The sequence below is a fragment of the Saccharopolyspora erythraea NRRL 2338 genome (assembly GCF_000062885.1).
Lineage (GTDB): Bacteria > Actinomycetota > Actinomycetes > Mycobacteriales > Pseudonocardiaceae > Saccharopolyspora_D > Saccharopolyspora_D erythraea.
The window spans coordinates 6,150,160-6,169,772 of the sequence record NC_009142.1 but is presented as its reverse complement, the minus strand read 5'-3'; the positions used below and the strand labels follow the sequence as shown (position 1 = coordinate 6,169,772).

General features: G+C 65.2%; 1 protein-coding gene (running past one end of the window). It reads left to right on the top strand.

Going from position 1 to position 19,613, the window contains the following annotated elements; all coding sequences use genetic code 11:
• On the top strand, positions 1–19,613 hold the 3' portion of the coding sequence (locus SACE_RS26405) for a helix-turn-helix domain-containing protein (protein ID WP_011874736.1). Its footprint begins 15,766 nt before the window's first position; the window shows 19,613 of its 35,379 coding nt (coding positions 15,767–35,379); the start codon falls outside the window, past its left edge; it ends in the stop codon at positions 19,611–19,613.

The window sequence follows — 19,613 nt, the reverse complement described above, 5'->3', positions numbered from 1 at the left end:
ACGGTGTCACCAGGAAGGCACTCGACCACGCCGTCGAAACGGGTCGCCCGGCCCGTATCCGCTACGTCGTGCACGGCGACCTTCGCGCTGTCGATGAGGCCCACCAGTCGCGGGCCAAGCGGGACTTCTCGGAAGCGATGGGTCAGCTTCGGCGTTCGCTCAACCTCGTGCAGGCGGGAATGGGCACTCCGAATCACGCCCGCCTGGGGCCGGAGGCCGTTGGGCTGTATGCGACACCGCAGTTCCTGCACTCCGAAGGACCGACCCGGGTGCAGATCTGGGTGGAGCAGGACGCGGCCGTGCACGAGGACGGCTCCGGTGGTCATGAGCCGGCGGATGCCCGTGGCCAGGAGCCCGTGGAGTCCGCATCAGGGTGGTCACGCGAGGACCTGCGGCGCGAGGCGCAGCAGGCCAGGTCCAGCCTCGATGACGCGGATGCGGCCGAGCGGCAGCGGTTGCGGCGGGGCGCCGCGGCGGTTCTGGCGCGCCATCACGACTTCACCGGCCAGACGAACGGCCGTGCGGAACACGACCTCGCTGCCCTGCGCGAGGACATGGAAGCGGTGGTGGCGCAGCGGCTGTCCGAGAGCGGCGAGACGCGGGCCCGGGAGCTGTCGCGTGGTTTGGCGGAGTGGTTCCAAACCTGGCGCGGGGTGCGCGCGGGCGCGGGTCCAGAGCCGGCGGATGGTGGCATGCCTCCGGAGGGCGGGGAGACGGGGCTGAAGCGGGCTCGGGGTGGCAGGACGCTGCGCGGGGTCGCGAGGGCGATCGGGGTCACTCACTCCACGTTGTCCCGTTGGGAGAAGGGCAGGGGGGATATCGATCCCCATTATCGGGAGAGGTTGGCTGCATTTTATGGGGTTTCTCAGGAGGAGCTTTTTGCTGATATTCCTGAGGCGAGCGGGGAGACGAGGCTGAAGCGGGAGCGGGCTCGGGTTGGCAGGACGCAGCGCGAGGTCGCGGAGAAGATCGGGGTCCATCTCTCCACGTTGTCCAATTGGGAGCATGGCAGGGACAATATCGCTCCCCGTCATCGGGAGAGGTTGGCTGCATTTTATGGGGTTTCTCAGGAGGAGCTTTTTGCTGATATGCCTGAGGCGAGCGGGGAGACGGGGCTGAAGCGGGCCCGGGGTGGCAGGACGCTGCGCGAGGTCGCGAGTGCGATCGAGGTCACCTCCGCCACGCTGTCCCGTTGGGAGCATGGCAGGGGGGATATCGATCCCCATTATCGGGAGAGGTTGGCTGCATTTTATGGGGTTTCTCAAGAGGTGCTTTTTGCTGATATGCCTCCGGAGGGCTCGTTCCAGCGGGTGGCTGGAGGGTTTCGGGGTGTGTCGTCGGTTGTTGTGGTGCCGTTGGTGGATTCGCGGGCGGGTGGGGATGGGTTTGTGGGTGTGGCGTTGCTGAATGCTGCTGAGGGTTGGGTGGTGGCGGATGCGGTGTGGAGGGGTGCTGCGGGGGTGTTTGGTGCGGGGTCGTTCGTGTTCGTGGCGCATGGTTCGGTTGAGGGTTTTGCGGGCCCTGGTGGGATGTTGGATGCGGCTGGTGTGGCGGCGGTGATGTTGGCGCATGGTCTGGGTGGGTTTGAGCGGGCGGCGGTGGTGGCGTGTGCTCCGGGTGAGGCGGGGTTGCGTGGGTTGTGGGGGTCGTTGCGGGAGGGCGGTTTCCGGGGTGCGGTGGTGGGTACTGAGCGTGATCGGTTTGTGGTGTTTGAGTCTGGTGCGATCACGTTGGAGAGCGGGTCTGGGGCGGTGTGGCCGGCGAATGATGGTGAGGCGGTGATCCTTGACGAGTGGGGGAACCGGTCTGTTCGCAGCCTTCCGTGGCCGGCGACCGCGCCCGGCGGGGCGAGTGTCATCCTCGCCGACGAGGACATGGCGGGGGATGGCTCGTCGCAGGGGGATGCTGGTGGGTCTGGGACGCCGGATCCGATGAGTTTGGACGCCATCCTCGACACGGTGCCGTCTCAGGGTGGTGCGAAGCGTAAGCGTGGCGATGAGGGTGTTGGTGGTGCTTCCGAGGTCAAGCGGGTTAAGACGCCGCCGTTGGTGACGGGTTTTGCGCCGCGTGACAATGCGGTGGGTGGTGTCGCGTTCTCGGCCGACCCGGGCACTGTTGCGAGGTGGCAGCACATCTACGAGGGCATGCCGCAGGTGCAGGGCCGGAACACTCAGCCGTTCTACGTGTTCGCCGACACCAGGGACGGTCGGTTCGTTGTTGACGGGCAGTTGGTCGGCGGGGCGGAGTTGGCCGATCGCGTGTCCCGGTCCGATGAATACCGGGCGACCGCTGCGACGAACCCGGACGTTCCCGTGATCGTGCTCGCAACGGACCCGGCTCATGCGCAGGAGTTCGACGCGTCGATGAACCAGTTCGCCGATGCGCTCCGCGGCAGCGGTCCGCCTCGGGAGGTGCTGGCACCGAACCAGCCGGTGGAGCGAGGCCCGCTCGGGCCGTCGTATGTGACCAACGGTGGATTCTTCAACGATTTCTCCGCGGTTCGGGTCGGGGACTTGGTAAGAACCGAGCTGCGTGACATGGATTCGCGTGAGATTGGGATGGCCTTCGTCGCTGATCGGAGCGCTGCCGACCGGTTGCGCGCGACGATGGCGGCGTCGACGGACTTCTCTGAGCGTGTGGTGGCTGAGATTTCCACCCGTGCCGACGGCACGACGAAGATGGCGGAGTCGGTGCAGGAGTGGGCGCCTGCCACCGATGGTGAGCGGATCCGTCCGGTGCGTCTGTTCCTGGAGAGCGAGAACGGGCACTACAAGGTGCCTAAGCGAGACGGGGCGACGGTGTCTCTGCGGCCGGAGACGGTGGCGCAGATGGTGTTCGCGAGTGGCTTTTTGCAGCGGGCCGAGGTTGAAGGGGTGCGGCCGCCGCTCATCGTCGTCACCAAGGACGATGGTGCGAGCCCGAGCACGGGGTTGAACGCGCGGTTGCTGGACCGGTTGCGGGAGTTGACCGGTCCGCGGCAGACCTTCGAGTACTCGGGCTATGTCGATTACCAGCCGGACGGCAAAGACGGTCACGTGCAGAGCGGTGTCATCGGCACGGCCAAGGGCGTGGGGTTCACGGCGGGGCGCTTGGGGCCTGACGATGTCGAGTACACGCGGCGTGGGGACGTGTTCGACTTCGCCACCGATCCGGATGATCCGGATGCGCTCGATGAGCTCGACCAGTTCGCGGCCGGGGTGGAGAAGAAGACCGCCGATATGGACGGGCTGGGGACGCCGTTGGTCGTTTCGGTTGTCGCGATGGATGACGGCTTCGCGCGGGTGCGGTTGCCCGATGGTACCGAGGCGGATCTTGGGGGCCGGGAGCTTGCGAAGCTGCTGCTCGCCGATCCGGAGTTTCGGGCGCGGCTGACGGCTGATCCGGCACCCTCGGTGCTGTTGCTGGGCGAGAACACGGGTTCGCGGGACGACATCGGTGGGTTCGGTTTCGATTTCGCGGGAGGGCTGCACGAAGCCGGGATCTACAACGACGTCATCGGAACCAAGGGCGTTGCCTGGTTCGAGGATTCGAAGCTGCAGAAGACGCCGACTACGACTTTTGCGAATGTTTCGCGGCTCCGTGCGGGTGATCTGAAGACCGCCGCGCTTTACGGCAAGGACGGCAGGCTGGTTGCGGTCTATCTCCGTGTCCGCGGTGATGACAAGGTGCTCAGCAACCTGCAGGACTGGGCGAAGGATGTGACGCCCGATTCTCTTGCTGAGGTCATCGGCCCGGACGGAAACTCGGTTGCAGCCCTGTGGGCGAAGGACAATCCGCCGGTGCTGGTAATCACTCATTCTGTCGCGGATAAATCCGCCGGACAGAGCAGGATTTACGCGATTCGCAATGACGATCGATCGATCTTTTTGCGCAAATTCTCGCTCAACGGCGCGATCCATGATGAGCTCGCCGACGCGCTGCGCGATGACCCGGTCCTGCGCGAAGGTATGGGCAACTATGGGGTTGGGTATGGACGAGGTTTCCTGCTGGCCGGGTTCGGAGAAATGGACGCGAAGTATTTCGCCAACGGTATTTCGCTGGGCGGGTACGCGCGTGCGGTGTACTACGGCCGTATAGCAACTCGACCTGGTGGACGGCTCGCCGTCGGACAGGTCCAGGAGCTTTCCGCCCTTTTCGATGGGAAAAACGTAGCCAGCCAGGTATACAAAGATGTTCTCGGTCCATATGGTCAAGCATTCCACAGTCAGGATTTCGATGCCGCACGAGGAATGACGGACCACCGCAGGCGGATCCGAAACCGGCCGGGCTACTACTTCATTGAGACGACGGACTCCTCCGGTAATACGAGAAAGAACCCGGTGGCAGTACCCTGGCAGGGGCGTGCGTGGCATTGGATCGGGCACGGGACTCCGAGCGTGCTCCAGTTCGGCATGCGTACTGGCAACCCGTATGTGCGCGGCGACGCAGTGTTGGTGGGCGCTGAGTTGAGTGCTGACGCCTTCTCGGCAAGCACACACTTCTCCCGAGCTATGGGCATGCCGAACGTCTTCTACCACTGCAACGCGAACTCTCCGGACGACCAGAGTCCGGATCGTGTGACGGTTGCGCGCCGAATCATGCTGGAGTGGGAGAAGAAGACCGGCCAGCCGGTTCCTGCGTTGTATGCCGCCACCGGCAAAGTGGCTAACGATTTCCGCGGCGGACTGGTTGTCAAAGACGGAGGCCAGTTCGACAAGGTCCGAGATCCGAACGAACCAGGGATCACCCCGGTCCCGCTGTCCAACCAGGCCGCACCGCCCGCCGCCAGCCTGGTGTCGGGCATGACATGGGCCTCGGACACCTCTACGCAGGCACCCGAGGGCCAGACGCCCGAACAGGTCGGAGAGCGCGCCAACAGGAGCGCCGCTGAGGAATTCGATCAGGAGACGGCGCGCCAGTACGTGCGCCAGGCGTGGGCTGCCAATCTGCCCGTCTCGGGCCGGCAGGTCGGGGCGGAGTTCGAGCGGAATGAATCCGAACACGTCGGAGAGACCGCCACCGATGCCGACCATGAGATGGTCGTTCTCGGTCCGGACGGCAGCCGCAGCACACGCAGGCTCTCGTGGCCCACGCCTGCCCCGGCCGCTGGCGCGACTTCGGCGGCGCCCGCCGCCCACAGCATGGGTTCTGGCTCGGCATCTGCCGATCGCACGGCTGGTGATGTGGACGCGTTGTCCGCGCGCCGGGCGGAGTTCATCGCCGGCTTGCTTAAATTCGAGGAACCGGACACCGGTGCGGTGTTGGGTGAGCTGGGTCGGCTTCGGGGTGATGCGGCGGAGATTCGCGGGCTGCGGTCCGCCTTCTGGCAGCACACCGGCAGGGAGCTGGATTCGGTGCTGTCTGAGCACCTCAGTCCAGCACAGTTCGACCACGCTCTGACGATGCTGGGTTTCCGCAACGACTTCAGCACCAACCCCGCGCACACCCCACCCAAGGTTGTCGCGAGCCCTGGGCAGAAGCTCTCCGAACTGCCGCAGGTCCGCGCCTTCGCGGAACAACTGCGGGCCCACGTCGAGGCGGACGAGTTCGACGAAGCGCTGGTGATGTTGCGCGGCCTGGACCGCAATCTCCGCGCCGTGTGGGCGGTGCAGGAGGCCTACCACGCCTCCGGCAGTCGAATTCTCGGTGTCGATCTGATCAAACTGCGCCCCGAACACTCGCACGCGGTGCTGGACGCACTGGCGTTCGTCAACGACAACGCGGTCTCTCTGGAACAGGCCATTCACTGGCACGAGCGGCTCAAGACATCCACTTTCGAACACCACAGCCGTGGCACTGTTCCGATCCGCATCGACTACCCCGACCAAGGCTGCAACATCCGGGCCCACCTGTGGTCGCTCGATCTGCAGCGCATGGGTGCCCAACCGAGCAAGGTATTCGTTACCCGCAGCAACCCGAAACTCACCATCACGTCCGCCAACGCCGCCGACGCCACACCCGGTGTGCCCGGCACCGTCAGCTGGCGGTACCACGTGGCGCCATCGGTTGTGGTCCACACGCCACAAGGAACGCAGAACTACGTGCTCGATCCCACGCTGAGCGGTACACCCCTCCCCGTCTCCGACTGGCTCGCCATGATGGGGGTCGATATCAGCGACGAGAGTGGCACGATGGTGCTCGGCGGTAGTCCCCGATACATCCAGGAGGTCGTCGACCGGCATTTCCTAGACCATCCTGACCAGTGGGAGACCGTGGACGGCTTGATTTTTCCCACCCAGAAGGCGTTCATTGTCTTCGGCGACCCCAGCATGCTCGGGTGGCCCATGCCGCTGGTCAACGTCACGTCGCGTGGCAGTTTCAAGGCGGCTGACGATATGATTCGCGCAGGGTTTGAGGGCGAGCTCATTGAAGCCAACGAAGAGGCCGAACGTCGCGCGCAGCAACGTCAGCGCATGGTCGACCTCATGACCCTCATGGGTGCGAGCCATCAGGCCGGCTTCAATGTTTTCTCCGCCGATCCCAGCGACCCGAACTCCTTGTCCTACAACCCCGGAAAATTTCAGGAGTTCGTCAACGAGGCCATCGATCCCAACCTATTGCACATCGATCCCGTCCACCTGAACGCCATCCTCGACAGCATCGACAACGGCTTCCCAGAGCTGCTCGACACCACGAACGTCGGTATCAACCCCGAGTTGCAAGATCTGTTCGCCGGTACGAGCGCTGGGTTCGATCCGAATGCGCTGGGGCTCGATCTCAACGATGGCGTCAACCCACAGGACTACTTCATTGCTGTGGAACACAGCGCCGATGTGATGGATCTCGATGGTGCCGAATCCGATCGGATGAATCTCGATGTTTCTGCTGAGGCTCCGGTGCATGGCGAAGACGGGCCCGGGGAGAGTGCTGCCGAGTCTGCCACCGAGGAATTCGAGGCCGATGAGGCGCTGACTCTGGATGAGCAGGGGAACCAGTCCACTCGCGAGCTTCCGCGGCTCGCGAACACGCCCAGCGGAGCGAGCGTCGTCTTCGCCGACGAAGACAACACGGCAGGACCCGCTCCGGAGCAAAACCAGAGTGCCAGTGCTCGGCGTGCAGCGCTGCGTGAGAAGGCGCGGGAGGAGGCGCGGGAGGTGGCGCGGAAGGAGGGTGATCCGCATGCCGGTGAGATTGTGGTTCTCGGCGAGGACGGTTCCCTCAGCACGCGTAAGCTTTCCTGGCCCACGCTGGAAGCGGCCGGGCCGGGCGTAACTTCCGAGGGGTCTTCCGGCCCCGGTGCGGGGCCTGGCTCGGATTCTGCCGCCGGGTCGTCCGGTGATGTGGACGCGTTGTCCGCGCGCCGGGCGCAGTTCATCGCCGATTTGCTTAAATTCGAGGAACGACGATCTGGCCGCGGCGCGCGGCCGAGGACGCCAGTGCGACGGCGTGCTCCCGGCTCCGGGTCGGGCACACGGTCACCTCGGCCGGACACCGATTCGGTGTTGCGTGAGCTGGGTCGGCTTCGGGGTGATGCGGCGGAGATCCGCGGGCTGCTATCCGCCTTCCGGCAGCACACCGGCACGGAACTCGATTCGGAGCTGAATAAGCACCTCAGCCCGGCACAGTTCGACAATGCCCTGAGGATGCTGGGTTTCCGCAACGACTTCAGCACCAACCCCGCGCACACCCCACCCAAGGTTGTCGCGGAGCCTGAGGCGCTTGGCCGGAATCTCGCTCTCGGGCACTCCCCTGCTCCGCCAACGATAGCCATGGCCTCGCCGAGAACCCGCGAAGCCGCCCGCTCGAAGGGTAAGACTCCGCTGCGGCAAGCGCGGGAGGCCATGGGGTGGACGCAGGCATACGTCGCTGAGAAGCTTGAGGTCAGCAGCAACACCGTGTCGAACTGGGAGACCGGTAAGACACCGATGAGGAGCGGTGACCGGGAGAGTTTGCGTGTGCTTTACGGCCGCTCCACGGACGAGACGTTGTTCGATGGCCTTCCTCCGGTGAGTGACGGGATACAGGCGCCGGAATCTTCTCGCCATGAACGTGCCGCGCAGTATCACGAACAGGAACAGGTGAGCGGCCCCACCGTTCAGGATAAGGTTGTCGCGGAGCCTGAGGCGCTTGGCCGGAATCTCGCTCTCGGGCACTCCCCTGCTCCGCCAACGATAGCCATGGCCTCGCCGAGAACCCGCGAAGCCGCCCGCTCGAAGGGTAAGACTCCGCTGCGGCAAGCGCGGGAGGCCATGGGGTGGACGCGGGCATACGTCGCTGAGAAGCTTGAGGTCAGCAGCGACACCGTGTCGAACTGGGAGACCGGTAAGACACCGATGAGGAGCGGTGACCGGGAGATTTTGCGTGTGCTTTACGGCCGCTCCACGGACGAGACGTTGTTCGATGGCCTTCCTCCGGTGAGTGACGGGATACAGGCGCCGGAATCTTCTCGCCATGAACGTGCCGCGCAGTATCACGATTCGGATGACGATGACGCGGTGATGGGCGGTGCGCTTACTGAGGCGGTGTGGGAGGAAGAGCGGCCTGCCAGCCCGGGGGAAGGCGAGGCGCAGGACGGTCTGTCCCGTCCTGGTGATGAGGAGAGTGCGCGCGCGACTGCGCTGCTTGCTCAGCAGAGGGAGGCTGAGGCCGAGGGCGGTTTGTCCCGTGACGAGTTGCAAAATCTCACAAGGGAAGCTGGACGAGCGGAGGCGCGGCGTCTTTTCGCACGGGGTGAGTTGCCTGACGGTGCGAGTGTGGCAACGCCGTTCAACCAGCACCCGTCGTGGGGTACGGCTCGGATACGGGAGGTTGAGGCCGAGGGCGGTTTGACCCGTCGTGAGTTGGTCGGTATCAGGCGTGCGGTGGAGAATGTCGCGGTGTGGGAGGAAATCAGACGTGCTCATGCGGCGGTGCCGGCGCTGAACGTCCCCGAGAGCGGCGATGTTCAGTCGCTGGAGGAGGCCGGCGGGGCAGAGCCGGTGATCGATCAGAGGATGTATGAGTTTCTGCGTCAATTGACGCATCTTCAGCGGCAGCCTGTCGAGTTCGCGTGGTCCGGGACGGTCGTCAATGCGAGCGAAAGCGACCCGTTCCAGCCGGGTGCGCTGGATAAGTTGAAGCGGACGGTCCATGCTTTGGCGGAGGAGGCGCTGGCGCGCGACGCGCTCGGTCGGGTACCGTTGACCCTCTTGCTCGCCGGAACGGGTAGCAGTCGTCTCCAGCACAAGGTAATCCGTTTGCTCGGTCCCCTGGCGGCGGAAGTGCTGGGAGACCGGGTAGCGGAGTTGTTCCACGTTGAGCCGATGACGCTGCCCGGGGCTTACCGGAAGACGCTTGAGGAAGCCCGGAAGAACGCGGAAACCGCAGGCGTGCCGCGGGATTTGATGGTGCTGGCGGTGGGCCGGCGCGAGCAGGACAAGGAGGATTACCAGAGGCGGGGTAGCTCATTCGACATCGGTTTGGTGAGCAGCCCCAAGGGGTTGGCGTGGGTGGAGCGGCAGCAGTTGGAGTGGGCGTTCGAGGCGTTGTTCACGCTGGTGGAGGAAATTCCTGAGGGCAAGCGCCCTGTGCTCGGCTTCACCCTCTACGTGGACTCCAGATACAAGCAGAGAAAGTCGGAGACTTTTGCGGAATTTCGTCGTAATTTCTGGGCGGAGAAGGTAAACGAACGCGATTCTTACACGCCGACGGAGCTTGATGGAAACTATTTCCGCGTCGGGGTCAAGACCATATCGGAAATCCCCGGGGAAAAGAAGGGATTGGACTTCAGGCAGGGTTTCGTGCGGGTTGGTGTGGAGTGGGTTGATGGTGCTGACGAGCTGGGTTGGCGTCCTGGGGATCCGGAGCGGGGTGGAAACGAATCCGCCAATTGGGATGTGCGGGCACGGGATTATCTGCAGCACCTGCCCCCGCTGAGGCGGCGGCCCGTCACGGGGTTTTGGGCGGGACGCTATTCCGGCGCTTCCAGAAAGGGGTTGATGGAGCCGGATCCGCCGTATCGGGCTGGGTTCGAGGACGCGGTTCGGGAATTGGCGGTACAGGCGCTGGCGAGGGAGCGCGCGGGATTCGAGCCCCAGGAGGTCCTGGTTGCCGCCATTCCGGCGAGTTATTACATCAAAAAAACCGCGGTATCGTGGGTGTCTCGTGTCCGGGAGATCGCGCGACAGACGTTGGACGATCGCGTTGATGAGTTGTTCGCGGTTGAACCCGCGAGTTTGTACGGCACCAATGGCACGACGCCCGAGCAGATCCGGAGGAAGCTGGCCGAGACGGGGGCGCCGGAGGGTGTGGTGGTGCTGGCGGTGGGCATGCCTGCCCGGCGCATCACCGAGTACGAGGAGGTGGGGACCACCTTCGGTATCCACTTCGCCCTGAGGGAAGCCTGGATCCCGGATGCCGATCGACGAAGGCTGAAGTATGCGGGTAGGGGTTTGCTCAACCAGAACCCACCACCGGGCAAACGTGCGCTGCTGCAGATCACCGCTTATGTCGGTAACGAGGGCGTGGAAAAACTGAACGCGTTCGCGGCTGCGCTGGCTGAGTTCTGGGCGAAGGACAAGCCCGCGGGGGGGCTGGGTTTCACCAATGAGCACGTGCGGATGGTCTGGCGAACCTCCAATGCCGAGGTGCGGGAGCGCAAGGCCGCGGGGCTGCCGGGGCGGCACGTGCGGGCGGGTCTGTTGTGGCTGGAAGCCGACGACAATGTGGCGAACCAGGCCGGGGGCGATGTGCGGTGGGAGCATGCGGCACCGGAGAGTGTGGAGGAGCGCGCGGCGAGGGCCGAGACGAAGCTGAAGGCCGCCCGCATTCGCCGGGGCTGGACCTACGACGACGCCGCCCGGGCACTCGCCGACGCGATCAACGATGCCGGTGGCGAGCCCGTAACGCCCAACTACCTGTCGAAACGTCTGATGCGGTGGGATTTCGGCACGCCTGTTCCGGCGGAGTACAGGCCCTTCCTCCGTGAGATTTTCGGCCTGACCGACGTCGAGATCGGCTCCTCCGGACTGGCTTCGGCAGGTGCGTTCGAGGTGCAGGCGCACGAGCCTGCTGATGCGGCGTTGATTGAGGACGACGTTGTGATGGGCGGTTGGAGTGAGCCGGAGTCAGGGACGGGGCTCGGCGCTGATGGGGATGTGGCGGTGCAGTGGGACCCTCAGCCAGGCGAGGACGTTGAGCCGGCCGCGTCGCCTGTCGACGGTGCGATGGAGATCGATTCGTTCGAGGACGAGTCGGCAATGGTCGGTAATGCTTGGGGGCCGCTGTCGGGATCGGACGCGACCCGTGCTGCGGAGTGGGCCGGGTTGGCTGCTGAGTGGACGATCTTGCTGGGTCAATTGCGGAGGACCTTTGCTGCCCTGGACGGTGGGGTGGCAGATGGGGTGCGGGAAAACTTCGAGTCGTGGATGGAATCGTGGCAGCCTGATTTGAACCAGGGGCCGGCTGCGTTGCCGCTTGTGCGGGCTCATGTGCGTGTGGCGGTCGGATTGTTGCAGGGGTTGGCGGCGTCGGCTCCGAGTCAGGGTGTGTCAACGGTGAGTCTCGTGCCGTTGGTGGATTCGCGGGCCGGTTATGCGCGCTTTGTGGGTGTCGCGTTGCTGAATCCTGGCGAGGGCCAGGTGGTGAGAGATGCGATGTGGAATGGTGCTGCGGGGGTGTTTGATGAGGGGTCGTTTGTTTTCGTGGCGCATGCTTCGGCCCGGGGTTTTGTGGGGCCGGGTGGGTTGTTGAATGCGGCCGACGTCGCAGGGTTGATGTGGGCTAATCGGGTGGGGAGTTTCCGCCGGGCGGCGGTGGTGGCGTGTGCTCCTGGTGAGGCGGGGTTGCGTGGGTTGTGGAAGTCGTTGCGGGAGGGCGGTTTCCAGGGTGCGGTGGAGGGGAGTGAGCGTGATCGGTTCGCGGTGTTCGAGTCTGGTGGGATCACGTTGGAGAGCGGGGCTGGGGCGGCGTGGCCGGCGAATGATGGTGTGGCGGTGATCCTGGATGAGCGGGGGAACCGGTCGACCCGTCGGCTTCCCTGGCCGTCTACGCCGCCGGGGGGTGCCAGCGTCACCCTCGCCGACGAGGAGCGGGCTTTGGCGGCACCTGTTGCCGGCACGGTCGGTGATGGTCAGCGTGCGGCGACGCTGCTTGCTCAGCTGCGGGAGGCTGAGGCTGCGGGCGGCTTGACCGATGGTGAGTTAGCTGCTCTTCGGAATGCAGCGGCGTGGGAGGTGGCGCGGCGTGCGTGGGAGGAGGGTCGGCCGCATACCGCTGCGAGTTTGGGTGCGGTGTTCGACAAGAGCAAGACGTGGGGTTCCGAGCGGTTGCGGGAGGTTGAGGCTGAGGGTGGTTTGTCCCGTCGTGATGTGGTTGATGCGACTCGCCAGGTGGCGTTGGAGGAGGCGCGGCGTGCGCTGGCGGATGGTCGGCCGCATACCGGTGCGAGTTTGGGTGCGCTGTTCGACAAGAGCGAGTGGTGGGGTCGGGCTCTGTTGCGGGAGGTTGAGGCTGAGGGTGGTTTGTCCCGTCGTGATGTGGTTGATGCGACTCGCCAGGCGGCGTTGGAGGAGGCGCGGCGTGCGCTGGCGGATGGTCGGCCGCATACCGCTGCGAGTTTGGGTGCGCTGTTCGATAAGAGCGAGTGGTGGGGTCGGGCTCTGTTGCGGGAGGTTGAGGCTGAGGGTGGTTTGTCCCGTCGTGATGTGGTTGATGTGACTCGCCAGGTGGCGTTGGAGGAGGCGCGGCGTGCGCTGGCGGATGGTCGGCCGCATACGGGTGCGAGTTTGGGTGCGCTGTTCGATAAGAGCGAGTGGTGGGGTCGGGCTCTGTTGCGGGAGGTTAGGGCTGAGGGTGGTTTGTCCCGTCGTGACGTGGCTGGTGTCAGTCGTGATGTGGTTGATGTCAGTCGTGATGTGGTTGATGCGACTCGCCAGGTGGCGTTGGAGGAGGCGCGGCGTGCGCTGGCGGATGGTCGGCCGCATACCGGTGCGAGTTTGGGTGCGCTGTTCGACAAGAGCGAGTGGTGGGGTCGGGCTCTGTTGCGGGAGGTTGAGGCTGAGGGTGGTTTGTCCCGTCGTGATGTGGTTGATGCGACTCGCCAGGCGGCGTTGGAGGAGGCGCGGCGTGCGCTGGCGGATGGTCGGCCGCATACGGGTGCGAGTTTGGGTGCGCTGTTCGGCAAGAGCGAGCGGTGGGGTTCCGAGTGGTTGCGGGAGGTTAGGGCTGAGGGTGGTTTGTCCCGTCGTGATGTGGTTGATGCGACTCGCCAGGTGGCGTTGGAGGAGGCGCGGCGTGCGCTGGCGGATGGTCGGCCGCATACCGGTGCGAGTTTGGGTGCGCTGTTCGACAAGAGCGAGTCGTGGGGTGCGGCTCTGTTGCGAGAGGTTGCAGCCGAGGGTGGTGTGGTGGTGGCTGGGGGGGCAGCTTCTGGGGCTGACTCGCGGCGCACACACGAGCTTGCGGGGCCCTCGAACACGTCCAGCGGGACCGGCGGCACCCCTGTCGACGAGAACAACATGGTGGGAGAGAGGCCTACTGCGGAGGAGGACCCGAGTGCTCGTGCTCGGCGTGAGGAACCGCGTGAGGCGGCGCAGGCGAAGGGGCGGCGTGCGCGGGAGGTGGCTGATCCGCATGCCGGTGAGATGGTGGTTGTCGGCATGGACGGCTCCCTCAGCACGCGCAGGCTTTCCTGGCCCACGGCGGCACCGGGCAGCTCCGGCGTAACTTCCGAGGAGTCCGTCGGCCGCAGTGCGGGGGCTGGCTCGGCTTCTGGCGTCGGGGCGGACGGTGATGTGGACGCGTTGTCCGCGCGCCGGGCGAAGTTCATCGCCGGCTTGCTTAAATTCGAGGAACGACGATCTGGCCGCGGCGCGCGGCCGAGGACGCCAGTGCGACGGCGTGCTCCCGGCTCCGGGTCGGGCACACGGTCACCTCGGCCGGACACCGATTCGGTGTTGCGTGAGCTGGGTCGGCTTCGGGGCGATCCGGCGGAGATTCGCGGGCTGCGGTCCGCCTTCTGGCAGCACACCGGCAGGGAGCTGGATTCGGTGCTGTCTGAGCACCTCAGTCCAGCACAGTTCGACCACGCTCTGACGATGCTGGGTTTCCGCAACGACTTCAGCACCAACCCCGCGCACACCCCACCCAAGGTTGTCGCAAGCCCTGGGCAGAAGCTCTCCGAACTGCCGCAGGTCCGCGCCTTCGCGGAACAACTGCGGGCCCACGTCGAGGCGGACGAGTTCGACGAAGCGCTGGTGATGTTGCGCGGCCTGGACCGCAATCTCCGCGCCGTGTGGGCGGTGCAGGATGCCTATCACGCCTCCGGTGCCGGGATTCTCAGCGATGACTTGAAGAAACTGCGACCCGAGCACTCCCAGGCGGTGTTTGACGCGTTGGCCTTCGTCAACGGCAACGCGGTCTCGCTGGAGCAAGCAATCCGGTGGCACCAGCAGCTCAAGACTTCCACCTTCGAACACCACAGCCGTGGCACTGTTCCGATCCGCATCGACTACCCCGACCAAGGCTGCAACATCCGGGCCCACCTGTGGTCGCTCGACCTGCAGCGGATGGGCGCAGAACCGAGCAAGGTCTTCGTCACCCGAATCAATCCGAAACTGACGATCAGGTCCAGCAACGCCGCCGACTCCGCGGCTGATTCGCCCGGCGTCGTCAGCTGGGAACACCACGTGGCACCCACCATCGTGGTCCACACTCCGCAGGGACCGCAGACCTACGTGTTCGATCCCGTGCTCAGCGAAGATGTGCCACTCAGCGTCTCGGACTGGCTCGCCAAGATGGGAGTCGACGACAGTGACGGGAGCGGGACCTACGTGCTCGGGGGGAGCCCCCGGCACATCCAGGACGTAGTGGACCAGCATTACCGCGACCACCCCGACCAGTGGGCGGAGCAGGACCCGGGCTCCGGCTACTTCAGGCCCAGCGGGAAAACGTTCGTCATCTTCAGCGACCCCAGTGTGCTGACCGCACCCTGTCCCAACAGGGCACTGGGGGCGCGCAGCTTCCAGCAGGCCGACGACTTCGTGCGTGGCTCGGAGGAAGACAAACTCATCGAGTTCAACGACGAGGCTGAACGTCGCGCGCAGCAACGCCAGCGCACGGTCGACCTCATGACCCTCATGGGTGCGAGCCATCAGGCCGGCTTCAATGTTTTCTCCGCCGATCCCAGCGACCCGAACTCCTTGTCCTACAACCCCGTTGAACTCTGGGATTTCGTCAACGAGTCCATCGATCCGAACCTGTTGCGCGACCCCGTCGACCTGGACGCCATCCTCGGCAGCAACGGCTTTTCAGAGCTGCCCGGCACCACGAACGTCGGCCTCAACCCCGAGTTGCGAAGTCTGTTCGCCGGTACGAGCGTTGGGTTCGATCCGAATGCGCTGGGGCTCGATCTCAACGATGGCGGTAACCCACGGGGTATGTCCGGCGACGACCGTGTGCGGGCTTTGCAGGAGGAGGCTGGTGGATTCGGCGAGTCGCACGTTGCGAACAGGAATCGCCAGGTTTCCGCGGCTGAACAGCGGCGTGAAAGGGAGAGGTCGGCTCTGCTGGGGCGTGAAAGGGTTGTGCTGGGGGCGTACCTCAACCGTGTGCTGTACACCGCGCCCGAACTGCAGGAAAAGCACGGTTGGAGTCCGGAGCAGGCGGAGAGCGTTCTTGCCAGCGTCCGGAGGGACTACAGTCTTCTGAGATTCCGTGAAGCTGATCAAGTTGTGCATGGTTTGGCGAAGGTGGAGGCTGCCCGTGCCGCTCGAAGCGGAAACGGGTACACCCTGCGTATGTTGGCCGCTCGGTATTGGCGGAACAACCTAGGCAGTTTGGGACCGGTTGAGGGATACGCCGGGCTGGATCCGTCGGTCGTGGTTGTGGTGGAAGGGCTTGTTGCGTTGCTGGGTCCGGGGATGGATGTGAATAGTTTCGTCGCGGCTGTGTGGGGGATTGGTGAGGGCTGGCGGGGTGTGGTGTTCGATGCGTTCGAGCGGATGACGGGTAGTCCGGTTGCTCGTGCGGTGGAAGTGGCGTGGTTTGAGGGGTGGTTGTCCGAAGCGGGCCGCGCCCAGGCTCTGCGGGCGCTCGGCGTGGAGGACAAGCACGAGCGAGCTCGTCGTGAGAAGGGGCTTGCGGCTCTTGATCTTCCTGCGCTGTCGGGCCCGCGGTTGATGGGTGCGCGAGCCGGCCAGGAGCAGTGGGCGAGCAGGCTGCGTTCGATTCCTAAGGACGGTGAATGGAAGAAGAATGTGAAGTCGGTTGTGTTGGAGGCTTACCTAGCGCATCACCTGTATACGCCTGTCAATTTGCAAAGAGACGCTGGCGGAGGTAAGCGTGTGGCGGAGGGTATCCTTGCCGAGGTCCGGCGCGATTACGGTGTTCTTGGCGCCAATGAGGCTAGTCGAGTCGTGCGTAGTCTGGGGCGTGTGAAGCCTGGTCAGGCCGATGGGAATGTAGCGGGGCTGGAGGCATCGGTGGTGGCTGAGGTTGAGACGCTTGTGGGGTTGCTGGGTCCGGGCATGGATGTGGATACGTTCGTGGCGACCGTGTCGGGGATTGGTGCGGACAGGCGAGGCGTGGTGTTCGATGCGTTTGAGCGTATGACGGGTGTTCGGGTTGCTCGTGCGGTTGAGGTGGCGTGGTTCGAGAAGTGGTTGTCCGACGCGGACCGTGCGCGGGTGTTGCGAGCGCTGGGTGAGCCGGATACGCATGAGCAGGCTCGCCGTGATCTCGGGGAGCGTGCCGAAGACGCTGCCAGCGATGCGCCTCGGCGGGGAAGCCGTCGTCAAGCGTGGCCTGCCACGGGCAGTTCACGGTCGACGGGGGCCGAGGGACCGGATTTGCCGTCGCGGGCGGAGGGGACGGAAGTCGCGGAGCGGTCAGTCGCCTCTGGGCCGGTGTCGGTGGCGGATGTGGTGGACGGACTGGAAGGTCTGGCGGCGCGTGCGTCCGGGGAGACGCCGGTGGAGCCGGGTACGGAGTTGCTGGGCCCGGATGTGCTCGGGTTGCGGGGCTCGGAGCCATTGGCCGCGGTGCGGGGGCGTGACTACTCCGGTTGGAGTGTGGAGCAGGCTATTGGCTACCTGCTGAAGGCGAACATGCTGCGTGGTGTGGAGCCGACGTGGGAGGAGATGGATCCGGCCAATCTCGCCAACGACGCCGGTATCGAGATCCTGGAGGCGGACACGCCGCAGGAGGAGATCGAGCATTGGCGGAGCAGGGGAGTGCCCGAGAGCGAGATTCCGGCCAAGCGCCGGATTCCGCTGATCATGCATAGTTACTGGGTGGGTGATCCTCTTCGTCGTGACGGCCGTGAACGCGAGGAGTTCATGGGCAACATCGGCGTCGCCACGAGGATGTTTCCGCAGTTGCTGCCGGTGCTGTGGACAGATGTTCCCCGGCGCGTCATCAACGACGTGCTGGCGTCGGAACCGCCGTCTGATGGCAGTGCGGATCCGCATGCGGACGTGCGGGAGGTGGTCGAGTGGGCGAGGCGGCGCAACATCGTCCTGGCGAATGTCTGGGAGTTTCCGGGTGTGGAGTTGCGCGCGTTCTTCGAGACGGAGATGTTCAAGCTGTCCGGGCCGGGATTCGCCGGCTCAAGCGATGTGTTCCGGTCGCACCTGGACTGGTTCGGCGGCTTCTACACCGACGGTGACAACCAGGTGGAGAGCATCGACTTCCTCGACGAGGTGCTGGAAGCCGAGCACGGGTTCGCGCTCCAGGAGTTCCGTGTCTCGGATGCGGACGGAAAGACGCGGGTGGCCGGGGTGAACTCGGCGTTGGTGGCGGCGCACCGCCACCCGTTCTTCCGCTTCGCGTACCGGCCCTCGATCGTGGACAATTACGCTCAGCCGCAATCGGCGTTGTTCCAGCGGATACCTGAGTCGGAGCGTCGCAGCATCGAGGTTAGCTTGGACGTGCCGCATGGCCGTGCGCGCCGGTATTCGACCTTGCTACGGACCGTGCCGGAGCCCCGGAATCTTCTGGCCAAAGCCGGGCTCTCGTCGCCTCCTCTTTTCCGGGGCATCACCAAAGGCAACGGCATGAGTTGGGCTCCGGCTGTTCCGCGCGCCGCCGAGTCGAAGGTGCGGGCGGATGATCTGGCGGGCACCGTCGAGCTGACGGCGAAGGTGGTGCACACGCTGATCCGGGACATCTACAACCGGGAGGGTGATCTGCACCTGCCGGCTGTCGAGTCGGCGATCAAGCGGCACGAGGACCCGCGGATGGTGCTGACGGCGGCGCTGCAGTTCATCGCGTCGCGTCCGGAGTTGGCGTCGCGGGTGTCTTCGGTGACCGATTTGAAGTATGACAACGGTGAGACCCTGTCTTTCGCCTTGCCGGATGAGGCCCAGGGGCTGCTGGAGTACCTCCCGGACGGTGCGCACACGTGGTTCATGGGCGAGGGCACCCGCCCGGTTGTGATGGTGTCGCGGGAGGCGCCGGGGCATGAGCCTGTGGCGGAGGGGTCGGTGGAGTCGCCGTATCCGGTTGCGTGGGGGTTGAGTGGTGATGCGGTGTGGGCGAAGAGTTTCGCCTCGGAGGAGCATGCGTATCGGTATGCGAAGGATCGATATGGGTTTTTGGCGGGTGTGAACCGGTTCAACTACTTCAGGGGTGGGGAGGGTTTCCGGCGGAATTGTCTGAAGGCGGTGGTGGCGTTTTTCAATGCGGTGCGGTTGGGTCGGCGGTTTGCTGCGGGGTCGGCGGATGTGGACCGGGATCCGGTGGCGCTGGAGGCGGCGTTGCGTTCGCGGTTCCGGCGGGTGGGTGGTTTCGACGAGGTGAAGCGGTGGATGCGTGGTCAGCGTGATGGGGCGGGTGCGGTGGTGTTGTATGAGCGGCCGGGCAAAGTTGCGCATGCGATTGTGGTGGTGCGGCATCCGGATGATGGTGTGATCGATTTTGTTGATCCGCAGGTGGGGTCGATGGCGGAGTTGCCGGGCGATGTCACGCGGGTGTGGCTGATGCCGGCGGGGTCGATCGCGCGTGGTAAGGATGCGGTTCCGTTTGTGTTGCCGGGTAATGGGTCGGAGCTGCGGGCCGCGCGCGAGCGGTCCGGTATTGCTGCCGACGGTGATCTGCCACGCGAAGCTGGAGCGCGTACGGGTCAAACGGATGCTGGGGGCCCTCAGCCATCGGGCGATGGGACGCAGGGCGGCCGACGGCGGGGGCGTCGAGCAGCCTGGCCTTCCAGTGGGAAGTCCGCGGAGAGCGGGCACGGTCCTGAGGGCGGATTGAAACGGGCGCATTCGGCCGAGACGGCCGGGCAGCGGGCGGTGCGTGGACGGCACGACACCGGCGCGGAGGAGCAGACCTCGGCTGCCGGTTTCCCGGACACCCGCGATGAGACACAGGGCTCCGGCGCGGCGCAGCAGCAGGTGGCGGTGGAGCTGTCGGGGCCGCTGGAGAAGGTGGTGCGGTGGCGGCCTGAGAGTGACGGGGACACCTTGTGGAAGTACCTGGTCGAGCTCGGCTTGGTGGATGGCTCCTTGGATGCCAAGGAGGCTTGGCCCCAGTTGGGGTCCGAGCTGCAAAAAGCGGTGCGGCGTTGGGCCATCGGCATGGCGGAGGATGACGGAGCCCGGAAACGCTACTCAGGGTCGCAGATGGCCAGACTTTCCGGCGACCTGATCACTAAGGACCAGGCCAACAAGTGGCGGCTACGTGCTGAACCGCAGCGGCCGGAGGTCGTCCGGCGATAG